General features: G+C 72.2%; 21 protein-coding genes. 17 read left to right on the top strand and 4 right to left on the bottom strand.

The features are described from left to right. Positions 1 to 17 precede the first annotated feature (17 nt). Together QK440_RS22120 and QK440_RS22115 are read left to right on the top strand one after the other, a co-directional pair. Positions 18 to 638: a hypothetical protein gene (locus QK440_RS22120; protein ID WP_282794903.1), complete on the top strand. Its 621-nt coding sequence runs from the start codon at positions 18 to 20 to the stop codon at positions 636 to 638. A 1-nt stretch (position 639) separates the two neighbouring features. Continuing rightward, positions 640 to 1,284, top strand: a complete 645-nt coding sequence (locus QK440_RS22115; RefSeq protein WP_282794902.1) for an OmpA family protein — start codon at positions 640 to 642, stop codon at positions 1,282 to 1,284. A gap of 20 nt (positions 1,285 to 1,304) precedes the next feature. Here the strand turns inward: QK440_RS22115 and QK440_RS22110 are convergent, their stop codons facing one another. Together QK440_RS22110 and QK440_RS22105 are read right to left on the bottom strand one after the other, a co-directional pair. Continuing rightward, a complete protein-coding gene (locus QK440_RS22110) occupies positions 1,305 to 1,496 on the bottom strand; it encodes a hypothetical protein (RefSeq protein WP_190137247.1) in 192 nt (63 codons plus the stop codon). Positions 1,497 to 1,509: 13 nt separating this feature from the next. Then, positions 1,510 to 2,361 (bottom strand): helix-turn-helix transcriptional regulator, encoded by an 852-nt coding sequence (locus QK440_RS22105; protein ID WP_282794901.1) that lies wholly within the window; start codon positions 2,359 to 2,361, stop codon positions 1,510 to 1,512. A 275-nt stretch (positions 2,362 to 2,636) separates the two neighbouring features. Here QK440_RS22105 and QK440_RS22100 point away from each other — a divergent pair, with 275 nt between their 5' ends. The 3 genes from QK440_RS22100 (at position 2,637) to QK440_RS22090 (ending at position 4,298) form a co-directional block, all read left to right on the top strand. Then, positions 2,637 to 3,167: an ATP-binding protein gene (locus tag QK440_RS22100; protein ID WP_282794900.1), complete on the top strand. Its 531-nt coding sequence runs from the start codon at positions 2,637 to 2,639 to the stop codon at positions 3,165 to 3,167. 169 nt (positions 3,168 to 3,336) lie between these two features. Further along, the gene (locus tag QK440_RS22095) at positions 3,337 to 3,939 is read left to right on the top strand and encodes a GNAT family N-acetyltransferase (protein WP_282794921.1); all 603 of its coding nucleotides are present in this window, start codon (positions 3,337 to 3,339) and stop codon (positions 3,937 to 3,939) included. Positions 3,940 to 3,992: 53 nt separating this feature from the next. After that, positions 3,993 to 4,298, top strand: coding sequence for a pentapeptide repeat-containing protein (locus tag QK440_RS22090; RefSeq protein WP_282794899.1), 306 nt, complete (start codon positions 3,993 to 3,995; stop codon positions 4,296 to 4,298). Here QK440_RS22090 and QK440_RS22085 read toward each other — a convergent pair. Next, the gene (locus QK440_RS22085) at positions 4,295 to 4,756 is read right to left on the bottom strand and encodes an N-acetyltransferase (RefSeq protein ID WP_282794898.1); all 462 of its coding nucleotides are present in this window, start codon (positions 4,754 to 4,756) and stop codon (positions 4,295 to 4,297) included. The genes QK440_RS22090 and QK440_RS22085 overlap by 4 nt on opposite strands. A gap of 677 nt (positions 4,757 to 5,433) precedes the next feature. Here QK440_RS22085 and QK440_RS22080 point away from each other — a divergent pair. The 12 genes from QK440_RS22080 (at position 5,434) to QK440_RS22025 (ending at position 20,461) form a co-directional block, all read left to right on the top strand. Beyond that, complete coding sequence (locus QK440_RS22080) at positions 5,434 to 5,763, top strand: hypothetical protein (RefSeq protein ID WP_282794897.1); 330 nt, start codon at positions 5,434 to 5,436, stop codon at positions 5,761 to 5,763. 97 nt (positions 5,764 to 5,860) lie between these two features. After that, entirely contained in the window at positions 5,861 to 6,172 is a 312-nt protein-coding gene (locus tag QK440_RS22075; RefSeq protein ID WP_282794896.1) for a pore-forming ESAT-6 family protein, read from the top strand. A gap of 78 nt (positions 6,173 to 6,250) precedes the next feature. Then, the gene (locus tag QK440_RS22070; protein ID WP_282794895.1) at positions 6,251 to 6,682 is read left to right on the top strand and encodes a DUF6507 family protein; all 432 of its coding nucleotides are present in this window, start codon (positions 6,251 to 6,253) and stop codon (positions 6,680 to 6,682) included. Then, a complete protein-coding gene (locus QK440_RS22065; RefSeq protein ID WP_282794894.1) occupies positions 6,679 to 9,150 on the top strand; it encodes a hypothetical protein in 2,472 nt (823 codons plus the stop codon). The genes QK440_RS22070 and QK440_RS22065 overlap by 4 nt, the downstream gene beginning before the upstream one ends. Beyond that, on the top strand, positions 9,147 to 10,163 hold the full coding sequence (locus QK440_RS22060; protein WP_282794893.1) for a hypothetical protein: 1,017 nt from the start codon (positions 9,147 to 9,149) through the stop codon (positions 10,161 to 10,163). Before QK440_RS22065 ends, QK440_RS22060 begins: the two co-directional genes overlap by 4 nt. Before the next feature lie 29 nt (positions 10,164 to 10,192). Further along, entirely contained in the window at positions 10,193 to 10,486 is a 294-nt protein-coding gene (locus tag QK440_RS22055) for a hypothetical protein (protein ID WP_282794892.1), read from the top strand. A gap of 52 nt (positions 10,487 to 10,538) precedes the next feature. Further along, complete coding sequence (gene eccD / locus QK440_RS22050; protein ID WP_282794891.1) at positions 10,539 to 11,861, top strand: type VII secretion integral membrane protein EccD; 1,323 nt, start codon at positions 10,539 to 10,541, stop codon at positions 11,859 to 11,861. A 502-nt stretch (positions 11,862 to 12,363) separates the two neighbouring features. Beyond that, the gene (locus QK440_RS22045; RefSeq protein WP_282794890.1) at positions 12,364 to 13,536 is read left to right on the top strand and encodes a type VII secretion protein; all 1,173 of its coding nucleotides are present in this window, start codon (positions 12,364 to 12,366) and stop codon (positions 13,534 to 13,536) included. Between the two features lie 27 nt (positions 13,537 to 13,563). Beyond that, positions 13,564 to 17,580: a type VII secretion protein EccCa gene (gene eccCa, locus QK440_RS22040; RefSeq protein ID WP_282794889.1), complete on the top strand. Its 4,017-nt coding sequence runs from the start codon at positions 13,564 to 13,566 to the stop codon at positions 17,578 to 17,580. Further along, complete coding sequence (locus QK440_RS22035) at positions 17,577 to 19,163, top strand: DUF6177 family protein (protein WP_282794888.1); 1,587 nt, start codon at positions 17,577 to 17,579, stop codon at positions 19,161 to 19,163. The genes eccCa and QK440_RS22035 overlap by 4 nt, the downstream gene beginning before the upstream one ends. 12 nt (positions 19,164 to 19,175) lie before the next feature. Then, positions 19,176 to 19,964, top strand: coding sequence for a methyltransferase domain-containing protein (locus QK440_RS22030; protein WP_282794887.1), 789 nt, complete (start codon positions 19,176 to 19,178; stop codon positions 19,962 to 19,964). A 122-nt stretch (positions 19,965 to 20,086) separates the two neighbouring features. Further along, positions 20,087 to 20,461, top strand: coding sequence for a helix-turn-helix domain-containing protein (locus tag QK440_RS22025; protein ID WP_282794886.1), 375 nt, complete (start codon positions 20,087 to 20,089; stop codon positions 20,459 to 20,461). A gap of 1,021 nt (positions 20,462 to 21,482) precedes the next feature. Here the strand turns inward: QK440_RS22025 and mgrA are convergent. Further along, complete coding sequence (gene mgrA, locus QK440_RS22020) at positions 21,483 to 22,520, bottom strand: L-glyceraldehyde 3-phosphate reductase (RefSeq protein WP_282794885.1); 1,038 nt, start codon at positions 22,518 to 22,520, stop codon at positions 21,483 to 21,485. Positions 22,521 to 22,767 lie beyond the last annotated feature (247 nt).

Below are 22,767 nucleotides of genomic sequence, written 5' to 3'. Positions count from 1 at the left end.
ATAAGGAAGCCGTAGAAATGAAGCTTCGGCGCACCACGAAGACCCGCCGGGCAATGACCGCGGTGGCGATCACTACTGGGCTGGTCCTCACGGTGGCCGGTTGCGGTGGCGGCGACGGCGGCGACGACGACAAGTCCAAGAAGGAGAACTCGTCCTCCGGTGCCTCCTCGACCCAGGACCAAGGCGGTGGCCAGGACGAGGAAGACGGCCAGGAGGGCCAGGAACAGCCCGCCGACGACGTGCTGGCCGAGGTCAAGGGCGAGGAGAGCATCACCCTGACGGTGAAGTCGGCGGTGCGCGACGAAGGTGGCTTCGTCACGGTTTCCGGGTCGGTCACGAACAACGGCAACCGGTTCTTCGCGGCCGCTAACTGGCGCGGCGAAGAGCGCGAGTTGAACAAGAACGGCTCCTCCGTGGCAGGCGCCAACCTTGTCGACGAGAAGGGCAAGAAGCGCTATCTCGTGCTCCGCGACACCGAGGGACGCTGCCTCTGCACCAAGTTCACGGGCGGTGTGAAGCCGGGGCAGACGAGTGAGTGGTACGCCCAGTTCCCGGCGCCGCCGGAGTCGACCACCAAGGTGACGTTCCAGGTCGGGGCGATGCCGCCGGCACCCATCGAACTCTCCGGGAGCGAGTGACATGCCCCGCGCTCGCAACCGCGCGTTCGCCACCACCGCCACCCTCACCGCGGCCCTCCTCCTCGCCCCCGCCCCGGCCCGGGCGGACGACGCCCCCAGCACACCCCCCGGCGGCACCACCACCTCCCGCCCCCCCGAGGTCGACTCCAACAGCCCCGGCCTGAAGCTCGCCGACGGCGCGACCCTCGCCCCGGCCAAGGTCCTCGACATCAAGTCCGTCGTCGAGGACCTCGGCGGCGAGGAGCGCCGGGAGGACACCAACACGGACGTGAAGTTCGCGCTCCAGGCGGAGGTCCTCTTCCCCAAGGACAGCGCGAAGCTCAACCCCGAGGCCGCCGCCCGCATCGAGGCGATCGCGGAGGAGGCGAAGGCGCAGAAGGCCACGAACATCCGCGTGTTCGGCTTCACGGACAACCTCGGCACCTACGAGCACGGCCGAAAGCTCTCCAAGAGCCGCGCCGAAGCCGTCCACGACGCGCTGGCGGGCTTCCTCGGCCCGGAGGTCACGTACGCCGTACGCGGCTACAGCGAGGACTACCCGATCGCGGACAACGGCTCGGAGGAGGGGCGGAAGAAGAACCGCCGGGTGGAGGTGTCGTTCCCGCGCGGGGGTGTCGACGGCGGCACGGTGGCTGGGGGCTCCTGACGGAACCCCGGGCGGACCCGTCAGAGCAGGTGGTCGGCCTTGCCGGCCTTGATGTCGCGGATGAGGGCGCGCAGCGCTTCGCGGGAGTCGGTGAGGTACGCGTCCTCGGCCCCGGCGACGGCGATGTAGGCGTTGCCTTGGGGGTCGGTGCCTATACGGAAGCAATTGTTCCCTTCACCGCAGAAGGGCTCTTCCCAGGTGATGTCGGCCATGGCGTGCGTCTCCTCAGAGTTCACGGGCGATCTTGCGGATGAGGTCGCGTGACCCGGCGGGCGACAGCGCGGCGCCGTCCCACCAGTCGAGATGTGCACGGTACTTCGTCAGTTGTGCCTCGGCATGTGTGAATTCCGGCCCGTGGGCGGAGTCCAGTTGCACCGTGTCGAGCTGCGGCACGACCCCCTCCGCGTACAGCAGGGCGTGCCCGGCCCCGGGAAACGCACCGACGCTGGTCGGTATGACGCGCACCCCGACGTTCTCGCGCTCCGACACGGCGGCGAGGTACCCCAGTTGCTCGCGCGTCACCGCGACCCCGCCGAACGGCATGCGCAGCGCGACCTCATGCACGTACGCCACGTACGCGAGGGGGTCCGGGCGCGTGAGGACCTGCTGCCGTTCCCTGCGGTGCGCGACGCGCAGCTCGACCTCGAGTCGCGTCAGCGGGGGCAGCACGGCGTCGAAGACGGCGCGCGCGTAGCCCTCGGTCTGGAGCAGCCCCGGCACGTGCAGCACCTGTGAGGTCCGCACGCGCGCCGCGTGCCACTCCAGCTCGGCGATGTCCAGGAGCCCCGACGGCAGGGTGCCCCGGTGCTTCTCCCACCAGCCGCGCTCCTTGTTCTCGGCCATGGCGGTGAGCGCGGCGACGTACCGGCCGTCCGCACAGGCGTAGTTGCAGGCCAGCGTCCGGATGCGGTCGGCGGATACGGGGCGGATGCCCGACTCCATGTTGGACAGCCGCGTCCTGTCGATGCCGAGGAGCCCCGCGGCGTACTCCGTCGTGACACCCGCAGCGGTACGCATGCGACGCAACTCGGCGCCGAGCCGCTTCTGCCGCTCTGTCGGTGTGCTTCTGGTCGGCATACCGCCCCTTCTCATGGCTGGGTGCGCCCAAGTCTGCCGTGTGAGCGGCCTATTGGACGACTCGCAGTGGGGGTAATTATCTCCGAAGGGGTGGACACTGTGACTCCGGCACCTCTACCGTCGGTGACGTACCGCTCACGCTCGGCGCAGCCGGAAGCGCACACCGTCACCGTGCCCAGGACGTCCCTCACGGGGCGGGCGGCCCGGTGACAGAGGGGCGCACGACCGGCGCACGGGCCCGCTCGCCTCACCCACTCCCACACCGGAGGTTGGCCATGCCCTTGGCCGTAGTGAACGCCTGCCCCGACCGCCAGGTCGACGACGTGCTCGTGTTCGGGGCGGGTTCCGGCCCGACCCCGGACGACCTCGCGTACAGCCTCACGCTCCCCGCGGCGGCCACGAGTCCAGCCGTCGCGCGGCGTACGGCGGCCACCGTGCTCACGGCCCACGGCCTGGGCGACGTGGCCGACGCCGCGCTCCAGGTGGTGGCCGAACTGGCGCTGTGCGCATGTCGCTTCACCCCCGACGGGGAGGTGTACCTGTGCCTGCGCTACCGGGGCGGCGCCCTGCGCGTGCTGCTCTACGACGGCCACCCGCGGCACACGAACCCGCGGCTCGCCGAGATCTGCGACGAGCGCCGCCGGGCGTCGCTGACCCTGATGGCGTGCGTGGTGGGCGCCTGCGCCGGGGACTGGGGGTTCGGGGACGCGCGGGAGCCTGGGGGCGGGGCGCGGATGTGGGCGGTACTGCCCCGGGAGGGGGCGCGTGCGTACGGCGTGCCGGCCAACCGGCGCACCAGCGCCTGAGGGGGCGCGCGGCACCGGGGCGCAAGCCTCGACCGGGAGGTTCCTTCGGGAAGCGGGGACAAGGCGGACGCCCTGATCGTTGGACGGGTGTACGAGAACGATAGGAGCATCCGTGTCCGAGCACGACGTCGACACCACGACCACCACCACCGCCACGGCGACCGCCCCGGTGGCACCGAACTCCGCGCCCGAGGTCCGCCCCGCGACCGCCGAGGACGTCCCGCGAGCGGTCCGCACCCTCGGCAGGGCCTTCGCGGACTACGCCTGGACGAGGCACACGGTGGCGGCGGACGACCACATACGCCGGGTGGAGCGGCTCCAGGAGCTGTTCCTGACGCGCATAGGCCTGGAGCACGGCCGGGTCTGGGTGGCCGACGGCGGCGACGCGGTGGCGGCGTGGACCACGCCCGAGACCGCGGACGCGGGCGCGGTCTTCGCCGAACTCGCCCCGCTCTTCGCGGAGCTGGCCGGCGACCGCCTGCACGCGTACGAGGAGTGCGAGGCGGCCCTGAGCCCTCACCGCCCGACGGAGCCGGTGTGGTTCCTCGGCACGGTGGGTGTCGACCCGGCCCGCCAGGGCGGCGGGCTGGGCCGGGCGGTGCTGCGCCCCGGCATGGAGGCGGCGGAGCGCGACGGCGTACCGGCGTTCCTGGAGACCTCCGACGAACGCAACGTCCGCTTCTACGAGCGCCTCGGCTTCGAGGTCACCGCGGACGTCCCCCTCCCCGGGGGCGGCCCGCGCACGTGGTGCATGATCCGCCGCACGCCTTGACCGACGACGTGCGGCACGGCGCCCGGGAGGAAGGCGGGAGGACGGTTGGTCGGATGCCCACCGCCCCCTGGGCCGCCGCGGCCCTCAGAGCCTGGGCGGACGGAACCGACACCTACCTGGACGTCGTCCGCCTGGACCTGTCGGCCACCGACCTCTCCGGCGCGGACACCGCCCTGGGCCTCGTCTGCGAAGCCGACCTCCGGGGGGCGAGGCTCATCGACACGGACCTGTACCGCGCACACCTGGAGGGCGCCGTACTGGACGAGGCGGACCTGACGGGGCCGACGCACGACACCGCCTCACCGGCACGGACCTGGCGACCTGGCTCACCGACCGAGGAGCGAACGTCCAGGCTCTAAACCCCTGACCGATACCGAACAACCGCGAAGGGCCACTCCGCCTCCAGCCAGGCGGCAACGGCCGTACGCACGACCCCGTCCAGCTCCCGGCGATCCGCACGCACCCAGGACCGCACGACGGCAACCTGCGGCTCGTCATGCCCCGGATAGATGTACAGACACCCGACGACGTCCCCCTCCGCCTCCGACAGCACGGTGTACGTAAAACCCCGCCGCGCGGCGAAGTCGGCCGCGTGCTCCTCGAGGTCACGCAGGTTGTCGGCGAGGCTCATACCCTCGACCGACGGCCAGGACCGCTCCCGGAAGTCCGCCGTGGACCGGATGTACGCGATGCTCGAGGTCCAGGCGGCGTGATCGGCTTCATTGTGCCGCGGCCCAAGCGGCTCCAGCCGAAACCCGTCACCGACGAGACCGAGAGGCACGGTGAAGTCGTCTGGCACGAAAGGAAGATGATCCATGCCGACAGACTAGGCCTGACCAGCGAGGGCAGATCCTCACGGACCCGGTGATCGGTACGAGGGTGACTGCCGATCGCACGTGCACACCATGCGCCTGCGCACAGACTCGTCGCGACTAGCGACCTGTCTGGTGACGAACCCGACGCAGGTGGGCATTGGCATCCGCTCACAGGCCCCTGGAGGGCCGATCGGTGCGTTCAGAATTCCGGTCGAGAGTCCTGAAGGCCCGGCCGATCCTGCAAGCCTCGCCGAGCTGGCCGGGAGCCGCCCCGCTGCGTATCCAAAAGCGGTGATCAGAGGCTTCGAAGTCGTTGAGCGTGGTGCGTGGCAAGACGCGGACGGGCGCCCCTGCATCCAGAGGTGCAGAGCAGGAATGCTCCGCGGCCGGCCCGAAGAGAGATGCGGCGACCCCCACCGCTGCCGGATGGGAGGCGGACAAGGGCCACTCGCCGGTGACGCTCGAAGCCCGGTGCACCGATCGGCTTCATGGCACCGAGGTCTCCGGGGCTCCGGTCGGACGGCGCTTCCTGATGGCCGAATCACGCCAGCGGCCACGCAACTTCGTTGCGCCTGCAACGCTGCATGGGAGAGTATGTTCGATGAGCTACGTGGCGTGAGCGGGGCGAGAGGCCGACGTGACGCCACGAGGGATCGGAAGCCGAAGCGGGGGTGGGTTCGTGAAGTTCGACATGGGTGAGACGACGCTTGCCGTGCTGGGGAAGCAGACGTCGGGGTCGAGTGATGACCTGGGCGCGTTGATCCGGGCGCTGGTGTCGGCGGCGGAGCCGTTGGAGGGGAAGTTCAACGGCGCGGGCAAGGCGACGTTCGACTCGTTCAAGCTGCGGGCGGACGAGATCACGGCGGCGCTGAACGGGTCGCTCCAGTCGATCCTCGGTGGTCAGGCGGGGATGGACGAGGCGTTCGCGACGGGTACGCAGGAGCAGTCGGACAACGCGCAGCGCAACATGGGCGCGGCGAACTTCCAGGCGGCGCGCTTCTCCGGCTGACGGCCTGGAGCCGCCGCCTCTGTCGTAAAGCCGCTGGTGCCACGGGAACCGGCGCGGCCCAACCATTCATTCCATCGCTCACGGGGAGTTCTCAGTCATGGCTGGCAACCAGGACCGGCGTTCGTACGACACCGGCGCATCCGCCGACGTGCAGGGCAGTTTGCACATCATCATCGGCCAGTTGGAGCGGGTCCTCGGTGACCGCGACCGCGCGGTGAAGGCCGCGATGGCCGACTACCAGGCCGACGGGGTCTCGGACGAGTACCACGGCAAGGAAGTCCGCTGGAACAAGGCGGCGAACGAGGTCCGCGAGATCATCCGGCTGGTGCGTTCGACGCTGGAGGAGAATGACGGCACGGCGCAGACGACGCTGTCGAAGGCGCGCGCGGCGGTCAACAACATCGGCTGAGGCCGGGACGAGAGCGGTGGCGCGGGGTACCGCGCCGTCGCCGGAGAGCGTGGATGACGGGGATCTAGGGGGCGTGTGGTGACGGCTTGGGACATCAAGCCCGGTGGAGTCGGCGGCGTACTGCGGAAGTCGGGCGAGGCGGCTGAGCGCATGGCCAAGGCCGGCCAGAAGATGGAGAAGACGCTGCCGAGCGCGGCCGCTTCGGCGGGCACGATCGCCGAGGGCGGCCACGAGGGGGACGGCAAGCCCGACAAGCACGGCAAGGGCGGTGTCCAGGGGCCGGTGGCCTCCGCGCTGAGTGTGTTCGCCCGGCAGTGGTCGGAGGACCTCAAGTACATCTCACGGCGGTCCGCGAGTTCCCTGCTCGGTGCGCGTGCGGCGACACAGGCGTACATCGACGGCGACCTGGAGATGGCCGCGAGCAAGCACCGGGACGCGATCAAGGGGATCGTGCCCGACATGCCCGGCGTCAACGGCGGTGGTAAGGGCGATGCGGGCGGTGGCCGGTGAGCGAGAAGGTCATCGACCCCAATGGCATTCTGCAGTTCACCGGCGACCTGGACCAGTTGGAGCGGGACGTGTCGGAACTGCGGCGCGAGGCGTCGCAGTTCCGGGACGCGGGTGGTGACGTCCACTCCGAATTCCAGGGGCTCTCGGCTTTCTACGAGGCACCGGAGGCGGAGCAGTTGTTCGCCTCGACCAAGCCGGTGCAGACGAAGACGGACGCGTTCGCCGACGACTTGGAGAAGGTCGCGCAGGCGCTGAGCGATTACGCCGGTGACGTGCGGCCGCTCGTGGAGAAGCTCAAGCAACTGCAGATCGAGGCCAGCGCCTTCTACATCGACGAGGTCTCCACCGACGACGACTGGCGCAAGGACGACGACAAGGTCAAGCACAACAACCGGCTGATAGACGAGGTCAATGCGGCGACGCAGGCCTTCCACAAGGCCGAGCGGGATTGCCACAACAAGATCACCGCGCTGGTCGACGGCATCAAGCTGGAGCCGAGCGGCAACGGTGAGCAGAGCTGCGGGACGTACGGCTTCACCGACGAGGTCCTCGACCAGGCCGAGGAGTTGCCCTGGGGCGCCAAGGCCGAGCGTGACTACGACGGCATCGAGTGGTTCACCCACCAGGCGAAGGAGGTCGGCAAGGGCTTCTTCGTGGACGGCGTCATCGGTACGGGCAAGGCGCTGAAGACGCTGTTCGGCGGGGACGGCTGGGGCGCGGCCGGGGAGGCGTGGACCAATCTGGCCAAGCTCAGCGTCGGCGTGACCCTCTCCCTGGGACCTGCCGCCAGCGTCTTCTGGATGGCCAAGGACGAGCAACTGCCTGGCTGGCTGCGGGACTCCCGGCGAGCGGTGGTCGAGACGGGGAAGGGCCTGATCGCGTACGACCAGTGGAGCAAGAACCCGGCGCGGGCCGGCGGTCTGGTGGGCTTCAACGCGCTCTCCATCGCCGCCACCCGCGGCGCGGGTTCCGCCGCGAAGGCCGGCGCGGCGGCGAAGACGATCTCGGCCGTCGGTAAGGTCGGCCGGGCGGTGGACCCGTTCACGTACGCGGCGAAGGGCGTCACGTTCACGGTGTCCAAGGTGGGGGACCTGCTGGCGCCACTGCGACAGGCCCGGACAGGGGGCTCACTCGGCGTTGCCGACGGCTCCTACCGCTTGGTGGACGAAGGCGCGAACGCGCACCCGCGGCCGGCGGCCGTACCGGATGACGCGCGGGTGTACGCCGACAGCAAGGGCAACACCCTCTACATGACGCGGGACGGGGCCATTGTCGACGAGCACGGCAGGGTCCTGGGCGACATGCAGAAGGAGGGGGCGGGGCAGCGAGAACTGTCTGCCGCGGACCGTGCCGAGGGCGGCAAGCGCGAGACACCGCCTGCCCTGCGGGCTCCGGAGCGGCAACCTGTCCTCGTCGGGGCGCATGCGACTGACGGAGCACGCGGTACCCCCGGACAGGTCGGTGATGACTTGGGGCGAGGCGACACCGCTCGCCACGCCTCTGATGGCGTAGGCCCTCACCCGTACGGTGGCGGAGCGCACGACCTGGGACGTGGGCCGTCTGCTCACCATGATCCCGGAGGGCCGCTTCCGCCCCGGGACGGTTCTTCGGCCCCTCCGGAGGCCAACGCGGCAAACGCACACCACGGAGCTGACGGAGCCCATCACGGCGGAGCATCGAGTCAAAGCGGAGATGTACACGCTGACGGCCCCACCGCACACGGGCAGGGAAGTGCCGGGAACTCAGGCGTGCCGCATGACATGGGTGGTGCGTCCGAGCACACGCCAGGCCCCCGAGCGGAAGGCCCTCTGGAGCTGGGGGGCGAGGCAGAACAGCGACTCAGAGAAGCAATCCGCGGGATCCCGAGAAACACCATGAAGCCGAAGGTGCTCGAGAAGGGGATCAGCCGCCTGGCGGAACACCCTTATGGGCGCGATGTTGCTGAAGTAATCACTTCCGGGAAATTTTCCCACTCAGCTGGTTTCAGGGAGGTGGTGTCCAGCCTCGGATCGGGTGTCGACGGTCAATACATCCGCGCAATCGACCAGATTCGGTTCGCGGACGATTTGCACCGTGCTGGGCTGCGGGACATTGTGTTCGAAGTGAAGAACTCGTCGGCGAAGGCAGATCTTGACGTTCGGGTGGTGGATGAGGAAGGGAAGATCTGGGGCTACCAGATGAAGCGTCTGAACAGCAACAAAGGCCCCTTTGAGCAGATCGCCAAGGCGGACTATCTGAGGCAGTTGTCCAGTTCGCACGCGGACACCAAGATCATGCTGGTGGACGGGCAGGGCACTGTAGCGGATTGGATGAGTCGGGGGATCCCTGACGAACTGCTGCAAGTGCACAAGGGAGAGCACCCGCTGAAGAGTGAAAAGGGGCGTGGCGTGCTGTTCGTACTCCGGCTCGAGGACGGGACGATCGTGATCCCGCCGGGCGCCAAGGTTGATCCACGAGGTGTTCTGTGATTACGACACATCCCGTCGGCGGCTGGTTCTGGGAAACCAGGGACGACGGCTCCGGTGAAGAGCTTTCGGCTCATTGCGTAAGAGAATCCCTCATGGTGTGGAGGTCCTTGATCGCGGTGGGTGTCGCCGGAGGCGTTGCCCGCGCAGACGTCACTATCCGGGCCGAGGACGGCGGGAGCATCGACCTCACGCGGACGGGTGTCGACGTCACTGCACGAGGTGCCGACGTAGGCCGTGAGCTACTCCGGGTGCTGGACTCCACGGGGCATGTGGAACACGCCGCACTGCTGACGATCGACCTTTCTGTTCCAGGGACCATCCTGCGTGCTGAAAGGACGGTCGACGTCGAGAAGATGTTTCTGATCTCGGTCGACACCTGGGCCAGTGGTGCAGGGACCGTGTCGCTGCACACCTTCGCTGATGCCTGGATGAGTCATGATTTGCGGGGCCACAAACAGCCTGACATCCAAGCGGCCAACGCTCCGCGGTTGACCGCTGCGCTGAGGGAAATCACGAGTGTTCTAGGGGTCGACGTCGTTCCCGGAGATGCCACCTCCTTCGGTGTTCCAACGGTCTCCGGATTCAAGGACCTCCCGGACGAGGATCCGGACTTGCTCGATTCCTGGTACATGTTCGAGATCCCGCGGCGAACCGATCGGTTGCGGGCTCTGCTGCCGATGGACCTTCCACAGTTCTCGGCAGAAACGCAAGGACAGGTCGACTACATGGAAGTGACGGCTGATGGAAAGCTTGTCGGATTCGTGTGGGCGGCCGATAGTGACGACGCTGCTGGCTTTGAACCGTACACGCCAGCTGGTGACCTGGCGTGTGAGATCGCCGAACATTGGCTGCTCCGGCTGAGCAAGGCTAAAGCGCGAGGGTTGTCCCCGTCGCAGGCGATGCGTGTGCCGGCATCCGACGTCGGCGACACGGCAGCTATCAGTACCGTAACCGGTGCTTTGCGCCACGCAAAAACCCTGGAAGAAGTCCAAGACCTTTCCGGGCGCGAGTGACGAACCGTGCAGTGTGACGGGACCTGTTGATGGCAGCGCAGGACTACGACAGCCAGTTGCTGGAGTCTGTTTCCGTTCGGCGGCGGCGGCTTCGGGATGCCGTTGTTTTCGGGGGTGCGCGGCAGCGGCGGGGGTGGGACGAGCGGTTGGGGAAGGTGTTCGGTGGGGTGGTGATCGCTGCCGTGTTGTGTGCGGGGTGCGTGGGGTGGTCCTTTGTTTCCGAGAGGGTGATGAAGGAGAAGCCCGGGGTTTCCGGTGGTGTGACCCGTTCTCCGGCGTCCGGTGTGTCTGAAACGCCCTCCGTGGGTCCTTCTTCTCGGTGATAGGTTCGAACTTGTGATATCTGCGGGGGCATTGAGCCGTAGCCGAGGTCGTGTGGCGTTGAGTCGGGTGACCTTGGTGGGGGAGCGGCGGCGAGTCGATCTCGTACTGCCCTCTCAGGAGCCCGTCGGGGTGTTGCTGCCCGAGGTGATGCGGCTCCTTGACGACCAGGCGGGGGAGCGGCCCGAGCTCCGGCATCTGGTGACGGCCGACGGGTCCGCGCTCGCACTCGACAGCACCTTGGAGACGTCCGGGGTCGCCGACGGGGCCGTGCTGCGGCTCGTGCGCGTCGAGGACGCGCCCTCGGCGCCCGTGGTGCACGACGTCACCGACGAGGCCGCCGGCGACCTCGACGTACGGGCTTGGCGCTGGGGGCCGCGCGCCCGCAGTGTCGTGTGCGGGGGCGCACTCGTCGGGTGGGCGCTGCTCGCGGGTGTGCTGGCCCGGAGCGAGTTCGCCGCCTCCCGGGTGGGGGCGGGGCTCCTCGCCGTGGCCGCCCTCGCCGCGGTCGTGGGTGCTCTGCTCGGGCGCGCGCGGCACGTCGCCCTCGCGGCGGGGCTGATCAGCGCCGCCGGCGCCCTGGGCGTACTCGGTGCCTGGACGGCCGCCGACGCCAACGGCTGGGGTGGTGCGGGGCGGCTCGCCGGAGTCGCCCTGGCCCTCGCCGTCGCGTCGGCTCTGCTCGGCCTCGTCACGCCGCTCGGGCGTGGCGGGCTGGTGGGCGCCGCAGCGCTCGCCGGGGCCACCGCCGTGTGGGAGGTCGCCCTCGCGACGCAGGGCGATGACCTCGCGCGTGTCGGCGCGGTGCTCGCCGTGGTGTGCGTGGTGGCCCTCGGCGTGCTGCCGCGGCTCGCGTTGACGGCCTCCGGCCTGGCGGGCCTCGACGACCGGCGGTCGGGAGGGGTGTCGGTGAGCCGCTACCAGGTCCGTACCGCGCTTGCCGCCACCCACCGCGGACTCGCCCTCGCCACCCTCGTCCTCGCCGCGTCCGCCGCCGTGGCCGGCGTGCTCGTCGTACGCGACGTGTCGGCGTGGACCGTGCTGCTCGCCGTGGCCACCGCGCTGGTACTCGCCCTGCGGGCCCGTGCCTTCCCCCTGATCGCCGAGGTCGTCGCGCTGCTCATCGGCGCCTCCGCCGTGGTGGTGCGGCTGGTGTGGGTATGGCTGGAGCGGGAGGGCGCGGCCGGGCCGCTCGCGCTGCTCGTCGTCCTGGCCCTCACTCCTCTGCTCGTCCTCGCCGTCCGTCCCGCCGAGCACGTGCGGGTACGGCTGCGGCGGTTCGGCGACGTACTGGAGTCGGTGGGCGTGATCGCGCTCGTACCGCTGCTGCTCGGTGTGTTCGGTGTGTACGGGCGTCTGCTCGACACCTTCGCGTGAGGTGGGGGTGCGCGGCATGGCAACGGACAGGACACAGGGCTGGGACTGGCAGCGCGACGTGCTGCGGGAGTTGACTACGGGCGCTCCGCCTGCGGAGGGCCCCGCGTCGCCGGGTACGACTGCGGCGGGTCCGGCGTCAGCCGGTTCGACTGCGGCCGGTTCGACCGGGACCGCTTCGACTGTGGCCGGTACGACCGGGACCGCTTCGACTGTGGCCGGTACGAGTGGGGCCGGTTCGACTGCGGCCGGTACGACGGGGGCCGCTTCGACTGCGGCCGGCGCGACTGCCGCTGCCACTGGCTCGGCTTCGGCCGGCTCGCCTTCGGTGGGCTCGGCGTCCGCCGGTTCGGCCGGGGTGAGCCCGGCCGCCACCGATCCCCTGCCCGCCCATCCGGCCTCCGCGGGCCGGCTGTCCGCGAGTCCTTCTGCGACGAGCCCCTCTTCCTCGACCCCGGCCCCGGCGACCCCGTCGCCCGCGGGCACCTCCATACGGGCGACTCCCGTGCCGCAAGCCTCCGCAACCCCCGGGGGCGGCCGGGACGGCGCCGCTCCCGAGGGCCGCCGTGACCACGCGGCATCCCCGCCCCCGCCTCCGCAAACCGGCCCCCAGGCCCCCCTCCCGGCGGCACCCACCCCGGCCCCCGGCAAGGCCCCAGCCGTCAGCAGGTCCCTGACCGAGGCCCACGGCCCGACCCCACCTCCCGGCAGGACCCCGGCCCAGGCCCCCGGCAGGGCTCCAGCCCAACCCCCCAGCCCGCCCCCACCTCCCACCCCCACCCTCGACCCCCGCCTCGCCCTGGCCCTCGGCACCCCCGCCCACGGCGACACCGCCCTGCGCCGCACCGGCCGTACGCTGCGCAAGCTGGCCGGGTCCGCCTCCCGGGACGTCGACGACGGGGCCCGGCTCGCCCAGGAGGTGCAGCAGCCCGTCACCACCGGCCGGGTCGTCGCCGTGACCTCCATCCGCGGGGGCGTCGGCAAGACCACCGTGTCCGCGCTGCTCGGCCGTACCTTCACCCACTACCGGCACGACCCGGTGCTCACCCTGGAGGCCGACGCCGCGCTCGGCACGCTGCCGGTGCGCCTGGGCGCCGAGACCGTGCGCTGGGCCTGCGGCGACCTCGCCCGCATCCTGAACCCGGCCATGCGGCTCACCGACGTCACCGGGTACCTGGTGCCCGTCAGCGGCGGCGGCTGGCTGCTGCCCGCGAGCCAGGGGCGGGTCGGCGCGCCGCTCGACGTACCGACGTACCGGACCGTCACCCTCGCGCTGCGCCGCTACTTCGCGGTGACCGTGGTGGACTGCGAGACGCTCCCCGGCGACGTGGCCCGTACCGCGATGGACACCGCGCACGCGCGGGTCGTGGTCGCGCCGATGACCGCCGAGGGCGTCAACGGCACCCGCCTGGTCCTGGACTGGCTCGGCCGACTGCCGCACTCCGCGCTCGCCACCACCGTCGTCGCGCTCACCGCCCACTCCCCGGACATGACCCTGCACACGAAGTCCGCCGCCGCGCACCTGCGCGAGACCGGCGTCACCGTCGTCCCCCTCGCCTACGACCGCCACCTCGCGGCCGGCGGCCCGATCCGCACCGAGCGGCTCGCCGAGGCCACCCGCGCCTCCGTCACGCGCCTGGCCGCCGAGGTGATGCGGCGCGCGGTACGGGTGCGGTGAGGCACCGGTGACCCAGGAGAGCCCGCGATGACCCACCGCCTCGTGCACCGCCCGGCCCGCACCACCAGGCCCCTGCCGGCCGCCGGCCGGCACACCGTCGAACCGCCGCCGAACCTGCCCGAGGGCAAGCTCGGCAACGCCGCCACCGCGCTGCTGCCGATGGCCGGCGTCATGGGCTCGGTCGTGATGATGACCGTGATCCGCTCCAGCCAGTTCGCCGCGCTCGGCGCGGTCGTCCTCGTCTTCGCGCTGCTCGCCGCCGTCGCCCTGTTCCTGTCGCAGCGCGGCAAGGCCCAGCGCACCCGGCGCACGCAGCGCGAGCGCTACCTGGAGTACGTGGAGGAGCAGCGCCACGAACTCGGCGCGCGGGAGAAGGAGACCAGGGACCGCGCCCGCGTCCTCAACCCGCCGCCAGGAGCCCTGTACGACCTCGTACGCGACCCGGCGCGGCTGTGGGAGCGGCGGCGCGCGGACAGCGACTTCCTGCACGTGCGCGTCGGCACCGGCGACGTCCCCGTCCAGGAGGTCGAGATCGCGCAGCACGGCGTCGGCGGCGTGCTCACCCCGCCCGACCCGTTCATGCTCAACGAGGCCCGCGCCCTCCAGGCCCGCTTCGCCGTCGCGCCGGACTTCCCGCTGACCGTGCCGCTGGACAGGGCGGGCAACGTGAGCGTCGTCGGCGACCGGGAGGGCGTGCTGCGCGTCGCCCGCGCGCTGCTCGTGCAGACGGCCGTCGCGCACGCGCCCGACGACGTGGCACTCGCCCTCGGTGTCCCCGGTGAGCAGCTCGACGGCTGGGAGTGGGTCAAGTGGCTGCCGCACACCCTGACCGACGACCCCGGCGCGGACGCGTACGACGAGCCGGTCGCCGCCCGGCGCATCGCCCCCGACCTCGCTCACCTCGCCCGCCTGTGCGCGGGCGACCTGCGCCGCCGTGCCGCCTACGCCGCCGAGGTGCGGCGCGGCCTGTCCGACCGGCGGGCCCTGCGCATGACCGACCGCATGCTGGTCGTCAGCGACGCCTACGGCGAGAACGCCGCCGAACTGCCCCGCCCGGACGCCGCCGTCGGGCTCGCGGACATGGGCGTCACCGTGGTCCACCTGCTCCAGGAGCGCATCCACGAGCCCGACGAGGTGAGCGTCCGCATCACCGTCGACGGGGAGCACCTCACCGTGGAGGACCTGCGGACCCCCGGAGCCCCCGCGGCCCACGGCCTCGCCGACACGGTGAGCGCCGAGGGCGCCGAGGGCCTGGCCCGCATGCTGGCGCCGCTGCGGCTCACCGCGGAGTCGGCCGCCGAGGGCACACCGGTGTCCGGCCCGGTCGGCTTCCCCGAGCTCCTCGGCGTCGGCGACCCGGCCGCACTGGACCCGGCCGACCTGTGGGCGCCCCGGGGGGAACGCGACTTCCTGCGCGTCCCCATCGGCCTCGACGACCGCCACGAGCCCGTCCTGCTCGACCTGAAGGAGTCCGCGGAGCTCGGCATGGGCCCGCACGGCCTGTGCGTGGGCGCCACCGGGTCCGGCAAGAGCGAACTCCTGCGCACCCTCGTCCTCGCGCTCACCGCCACGCACCCGCCGGAAGACCTGGCCCTCGTCCTCGTCGACTACAAGGGCGGCGCCACCTTCGCGCCCTTCACCGCGCTGCCGCACGTCGCCGGGGTCATCACCAACCTGGAGAACCAGGCCGACCTCGTCGAGCGCGTCCACACCAGCCTCGCCGGCGAGATCACCCGCCGCCAGCAGGTGCTCAAGGACGCGGGCGACGTCGCCGACATCGGGCACTACGCCGCGCTGCGCGCCAAGGAGCCCGGCCGCGGCCTCGAACCGCTGCCGCACCTGTTCGTCGTCATCGACGAGTTCGGCGAACTCATCACCGCCAAGCCCGACTTCATCGACCTGTTCCTGTCCATCGGACGGATCGGCCGGTCCATCGGCGTGCACCTGCTGCTGTCCAGCCAGCGCATCGAGAGCGGCAAGCTGCGGGGCCTGGAGACCTATCTGTCGTACCGCCTCGGCCTGCGCACGTTCTCCGCCGACGAGTCCCGTACGGTCCTGGACACGGCGGACGCCTTCGAGCTCCCGCCGCTGCCCGGCTTCGGCTACCTGAAGGTGGACACGTCCACGTACACGCGGTTCAAGGCCGGATACGTCTCCGGGGCGCTCCCCGGCCCCGCCGTACCGGACCACGACACCGGCACCCGGCCGCTCGTCCACCCCTACCCGGCCTACAACACCGCGGTACGGGACGACGCCGGACCCGGCGAGCAGGGCCCCGCGCGCGAGCGCGAGACCGGGCCCACCGTGCTGTCCACCATGGTGGAGCGGCTCGCCACCGCCGCCCCGCCCGTGCGCCGCATCTGGCTGCCGCCGCTGCCCGACGCCCTCACCCTCGACGCGGCGGCCGGGCCGCTGCGCGTGTCCGGGCGCGGCCTGCACCTGAGCCGCGGCCAGGGCCACCTGCGCGTCCCGCTCGGCGTCCTCGACGACCCGGCCAAGCAGTGGCAGGGTTTGTGGACCCTGGACCTGACCGTGGCGGGCGGGCACGCCGCCGTCATCGGCGGGCCCCAGTCCGGCAAGACCACGCTGCTGCGCACGCTGACCCTCGCGCTGGCGCTCACCCACACCCCCGAAGAGGTCGCCGTGTACGGCCTCGACCTCGTCGGCGGCGGCCTCACCGCCCTCGCCGGGCTGCCCCACGTGGGCGGCGTCGCCTCCCGCGCCGACCACGAGCGCCTCGCCCGCACCGTGGCCGAGCTGACGGCCCAGCTCGCCCTGCGCGAGGAGGTGTTCCGCGAGCACGGCATCGACTCCCTCGACCGGCTGCGGAGCCTGCGCGCCCAGGGCGAGCTCCCGGAGCTCGGCGCCACCGACCTGGTCCTGCTCGTGGACGGGTTCGGCGCGCTGCGCGAGGAGTTCACGGAGCTCGACGACGCCATCGCCGACCTGCTCAAGCGGGGCGGCGGCTACGGCATCCACGTCGTCGCGGGCATGCTGCGCTGGAACGACGTGCGCATCGCCACCCAGTCCCTCTTCGGCACCCGCGTCGAGTTGCGCCTGAACGACCCCTCCGACTCCACCGTCGACCGCAAGCTCGCCGAGACCTTCACCGCGGACGCGCCCGGCCGGGTGCTGACCGACGGCAAGCTCTTCGCCCACACCGCGCTGCCCCGCACCGACGGCCGCCCGGAGACCGGCGACCTGGGCGCGGCCCTGGAGGAGGCCGCCCGCACGGTCGCCGCCACCTGGCACGGAGAGGTCGCCCCGCCCGTCCGGGTGCTGCCCGTGCGGCTGCCCGCCGACAGGCTGCCCGGCGCGGCCGCCGAGCCGCACCGCATCGCGCTGGGCGTCGACCAGGACGCTCTCGCCCCCGTCCACCTCGATCTCTTCGCGGGCGACCAGCACCTGCTCGTCCTCGGCGACAACGAGTGCGGCAAGACCAACCTGCTCAAGCTCGTCGCCGCCCAGCTCATCGACCGGTACGGCGACGAGGACCTGGTCTTCGGCGTCTTCGACCCGCGCCGCGGGCTGCGCGGCCACATCCCCGAGCCGTACCGCGGCGGCTACGCCCACAACGCCAAGCTCGCTGCCGCGCTCGCCACCGGCATCGCGGGCGAGCTGGAGAAGCGGCTGCCGGAGTCCGCCGACCCCGACGCCGCCGACCCGGGCGAGCCCGCCTTCACCGGCCCCCGCATCGTCATCCTCGTGGACGACTACGACATCCTCACCGCCGCGGGCCAGCAGCCCCTCGCCCCCTTCCTGCCCTACGTCTCCTCCGCCCAGGACATCGGCCTGCACTTCGTCGTCACCCGCCGCGTCGCGGGTGCCTCGCGCGCCCTGTACGAGCCGTTCCTGACCGCCCTGCGCGAGACCGGCACCACGACCCTGCTCATGACCGGCGACCGCAGTGAGGGCCAGCTCCTCCCCGGCCTCTACCCGTCCGCCCAGCCCCCCGGCCGGGGCACCCTGTCCCGCCGCGGCCGGCGCCACCGGATCATCCAGACCGCCCTCGCCCCCGAACCCGACGGGACCCAGACACCGTGACCAAGGACGTCATCGCCCTCACCCCCGCCATGCCCGACTCGGCGGCCCTGGTCGCGGGCCTGCACGCGGGCGGCCCCGACCTCGGCGTGACGACCGCCGCCGACGACGCCGTCATCCAGGTGCGGAGCCCCGGGGGCCGGCCCCTCGTCTCGGTCGAGGCGCCCGTCGTCGTCCACACCCCGGGCGAGGCCCAGCGCCTCCTCGGCCCGGGGTTCCCCGCCCCCGACGTGCCGTTCTGGTGGACGGAGGCCCGCGCCTCCACCGCCCTGCCGGAGGCCGAGGCCCTCGCCGGATCGTTCTGCGGCCGCCTCACGCTGCTCCTCGGCGGCACCACATGGCCGCAGGGGGCCGGTACGACGGTCCGGGTCGTCCCGGTGCCGGACGACTCCGGCGACGGCGGCGATTCCGGCGACTCCGGCGACGGCAACGACGGCACGGTCGGCAGCGACCGCGGGGACGGCGGCGGCTCCGCGGTCTCCGAGACGCGCGGCGCCTCGGGCACGGCTCCCGGACCCGCCACGGCCTCCGGACCCCCCACGGCCGGCGGGTCCGACGCCGCGCTGCCCGCCGTCGACGTCCTCACCGACTCCACCGCCGTCGTCCTCGCCGACCGGCCCGTCATCGCCCTCACCGCGTGGCTCTCCGACGTCCTGCGCGCCACGGCCGCCTCCGGGCGTGCCCTGCACATCGTCACGCCGGCGCACGCGCGCCTGAGCCTGCCCCTGCGCACCGCCCTGACCGGTCCGCCCAACCGCTGGGTGGTGCAGGACCCGGACCACGGCTACTACGACGGTCTGACCGGTGTCGTGCTGCACTGGCGGGACGGCACCTTCTCACCCGCCCGCACGGAGGACGGCGGATCGGCCGTGGCGGACGCCTTCGCGCCGCCGGAGCCGCCCGCGGGGCACCGGCTCACCCTCGCCTTCCGCACCCAGCACGCCCCCGACGCCGGCCTCGTCCTCGGCCGCGGCCTGGAGGCCGCCTGGCACCACCTCACCGGCGCCGCCCCCGCGGGCTGGGGCACCGCCGAGCCCATCAACCTGCCCTGGTCGCCACGCCAGTTGACCGCCCTGGCCCGTGACCGCGCCCCGGCCCCGAGCCATCTGCTCGCCGTCGGGCACCCGGACCGGCCCGCGCTCGCCACCCTGCGCGTCCTGCGCACCAGCACCGGCGTCGCCCAGGAGGTCACCTTCGACCTCGGCCTCGCCGCCGGCACGCCCGTACCCCTGGACGCCGTCGAGCCGCTCGCCGAGGCCCTCGTGGCCGGGCACGGACTGAGCACCATGCTCGTCACCCTGCACCGGGCCCGCCCCGACCTCACGGTCCCCGCCCATCTGGAGCACCCGCCCGTGCCCGTCTCCTTCACCCTGGGCGCCGCCGACGTACGCGCGGTCGGCCGCGCCCACGCCGGGAACCCGCCCCTGCCGCACCGCCCCACCGCGCTCGGGCCGGTGAGCGCGCCCGCGCTCCACTACCGCTTCGGCGACGGCACGGACCCCGCCGCCTGGACCCACGTCGACCGGCTCGTCCGGCACCTCGAAGCGGCGCGTACGTCATTCCGGGCAGACCGGGCGCGCCCTTGAGAGCATCACGTCATGAGCACCTCTGACAACAGCGCCCCCACCGGCCCCCGCACCTTCGACGACCTCGTCACCGAAGCCGAAGCCGCCCCCACCGAAGGCTGGGACTTCTCCTGGTTCGAGGGGCGGGCCACCGAGGCGCGGCCCTCGTGGGGGTACGCGCGGGCCATGGGGGAGCGGCTCGGGCGGGCCTCGGCGTCGCTGGACGTGCAGACCGGGGGCGGGGAGGTGCTCGCGTCGGCGCCCGCGCTGCCGCCGGTCGCCGCCGCCACGGAGGGGTGGCCGCCGAACGCCGCCAAGGCGACGGCCCTGCTGCACCCGCGCGGCGCCGTCGTCGTGGTCGTGCCCGAGGACGCGCCGCTGCCGTTCGCGGACGGCGCGTTCGACCTCGTGACGAGCAGGCACCCCGTGACCCCGCAATTCGACGAGATCGCCCGGGTGCTGCGGCCCGGCGGGACGTACTTCGCCCAGCACGTGGGTCCCGCCAGCGTGTTCGAGCTGACCGAGTACTTCCTGGGCGAGCAGCCCGAGGACGTCCGGAACGCCCGCGACCCCGAGGCGGAGCGGGCCGCGGCCGAGGACGCCGGGCTGGAGGTGGTGTCGCTGCGCGCCGAGCGGCTGCGTATGGAGTTCTTCGACATCGGGGCCGTCGTCCACTTCCTGCGCAAGGTGGTCTGGATCGTGCCCGGCTTCACCGTGGACGCCTACCGCGAGCCGCTGCGCGCCCTGCACGAACGCATCCTGCACGACGGGCCGTTCGTGGCCCACAGCACCCGGCACCTCTTCGACGCCCGCAAGCGGTGACCCCCGCGCCCGCGCACGGCGCTCCCCTCTGCCGTACGGCTGTACTGTCGATCCGGTGAGTGAGGCGGACCCGCGGCGCCAACGGGCGGCGCGGACGCCGTACGCAGACGAGGAGTTGGCACATGGCGAAGGGCAAGGGACCGTACGCCTGCGGTCTGGACGCGGCCGTGGACGTCGTCGGCGGCAAGTGGAAGCCCATGATCCTGTGGGCGCTGCACGCGGGCGGCACGCTGCGCTTCGGGGAGCTGCGGCGGCACGTGCCGGGCGTCAGCGAGAAGATGCTGATCCAGCAGCTCCGCGAGATGGAGGCGGACGGCATCGTGCACCGCGAGGTCTACCGCGAGGTGCCGCCGAAGGTCGAGTACTCCCTCACCGACCTCGGCCAGTCCCTGAACAAGGCCCTGGAACCGCTCGGCCTCTGGGGCGACGAGCACATGGCCCGCCTCGTGGCCAACCAGGAGGCCAAGGCCGCCGCGGCGGCCGCGCGCATCGCCTGAGGTGGCGTGGTGGCTCGGGCGCTCGCGGGTGAGCCCCCGAGGCGGCACGGCCCGCCGAGGTGAAGCCCCGTGCCCGTGCGGGCAATTCGGGCAATCAGGGGCGACTTCACCCGTCATCTCCGCGTCGATTCAACATTGTTATCGACCGGTGCGGGCAGTGGCTCGATTCCGCCAGGGGATGCGCGGTAAGTTCAGACCAACGCTAATTCGCGGGCGCAAAGCTGCGCGGGCGGCGCCGCGCAGTGGAGGGGGCTGCGCGGCCTCGTGCGCGCCCCGCCCGGGCGCCGGCGCCGCACCGTACTCCTACGTGCGGTCCCGGTCGCGTTCGCTCAGGTCCACCACCAGGCGCACGCCTCGGCGCGCTCCCGACGGTGCCGGTGCCTGGGGCCCGGCGCCCGGTGCCGTGCCGGTGCGCGTCCCGTCCGCATCCCCTCCAGGGCCGCCATCAGGTCTGCTCCACGTCTGCCATCAGGCCTGCCAGCCGCTCCGCCACGCCGACGGCGTACCCCGCCATCCCCAGCCTGTGGACGGCGGACGTCCGCAGGAGAGGGCGCCTCGCCCCGGAGGGGTCTCTGTCCGGCCGCGCTCCCCGACGGCGCCCGGCGGTGCCCGAGGGCGCCCGGCTGCGCTCAGTACGTCAAGCGCGCGCCACGCCCCCGCGTCACCCCTTTGGAGCTATCGCTTCCGAGGACCGGAAACCGCCGTCCGGGCCGGAAACCGGCAATCCGCCGGGGCCGGGCGGTCGCCGGATGGTCTCGGAGAGTAGTTGTGGCACGCCGATGCACCGCGAAGCACTTACGAAGGGTTATGGTGGAAACCCCCCCTCGGGCCGGTCCGTCTCCCCCCCCCACGGACCGGCCCGTTTTCTTTTCCCCCGCGCGCCCGGCCGAAGGGGCCCCGCGCGCCCGGCCGAAGGGGCCCCGCGCGCCCGGCGAGGAGTCCCTCGCGCGCCGCCGCGGAGCCCTCCGCGCGCCCGCCGCACGGCCCCGCGCCCCGGTGCGAGCCACCCGGGCCGGTGGCCTCAGCTCCTGCCGGCCCAGATGTTCGTCCCCGGCGTCGACACCGCGAACGTGTCGATCTCCGCCAGCTCCACCTCCGTGAGCTTCGGTCCGGACAGGGCCGCCACGTTCTCCTCGAGCTGCCGCACGCTGGAGGCGCCGATGAGGGCGGACGTCATGCGCTCGTCACGCAGTACCCAGTTCAGCGCCAGTTGCGCGAGCGACTGCCCGCGCCGGGACGCGATGTCGTTCAAGCCATTGAGACGGCGTACGACCTCGTCGTTCAGGAGGTCGGGGTCCAGCGACTTGCCCTGGGTCGCGCGCGAGCCCTCCGGGATGCCCTTGAGGTACTTGTTCGTGAGCAGGCCCTGGGCGAGCGGGACGAAGGAGATGCAGCCCATGCCCTCCGCCTCCAGCGTGTCGAGGAGGCCGTCCTCCTCGGTCCAGCGGTTGATCATCGAGTACGACGGCTGGTGGATGAGGGGACGCACGCCCATCTCGCGCAGCAGCCGGGCCGCCTCGGCGGTCTGCTCGCTGTTGTACGAGGAGACGCCGACGTACAGCGCCTTGCCCTGCTGGACCGCGGACGCGAGCGCGCCCATGGTCTCCTCCAGCGGGGTCTCCGGGTCGAAGCGGTGCGAGTAGAAGATGTCGACGTGGTCCAGGCCCATGCGCGTGAGGGACGCGTCCAGCGAGGACAGCAGGTACTTGCGCGAGCCCCACTCGCCGTACGGGCCGGGGTGCATGAGGTAGCCCGCCTTGGTCGAGACGACCAGCTCGTCGCGGTAGGGGGCGAAGTCCTGGGCGAAGAGCTTGCCGAAGTTCAGCTCCGCGCTGCCGGGCGGCGGGCCGTAGTTGTTCGCCAGGTCGAAGTGGGTGACGCCCAGGTCGAAGGCGCGGCGCAGGATCGCCCGCTGGGAGTCGAGGGTGCGGTCGTCGCCGAAGTTGTGCCACAGGCCGAGCGAGACGGCCGGCAGCCGCAGGCCGCTCCTGCCGGAGCGGCGGTACTCCATCGTGTCGTAGCGGTCGGGCGCGGCGCGGTACGCGGAGATGTCGTTCATGGGACGACGCTACGGCACGGTGTGCGGCTGCGGGGCTCACTGTTGCCCTTCCCTCCCTCCCGCCCACCTGCCCCTCACCGGCCTTCGGCCTCGTCCTCAAACGCCGGACGGGCTGAGAGCATCGCGCTGCGCGCTCGTCCTCAAACGCCGGACGGGCTGAAAGCGTCGTGCCGCGGGCTCGTCCTCGGACGCCGGGGGCGGGCTGGGTGCTCATCCGCACGCGCCGGGCGGGCTGGAACCCGCGTGC

This window comes from Streptomyces sp. CC224B, assembly GCF_030010595.1.
In the GTDB taxonomy this organism is placed as follows: Bacteria; Actinomycetota; Actinomycetes; order Streptomycetales; family Streptomycetaceae; genus Streptomyces; species Streptomyces longispororuber.
The sequence above is the reverse complement of the archived record's forward strand: the minus strand, read 5'-3'. Positions and strand labels throughout refer to the sequence as shown.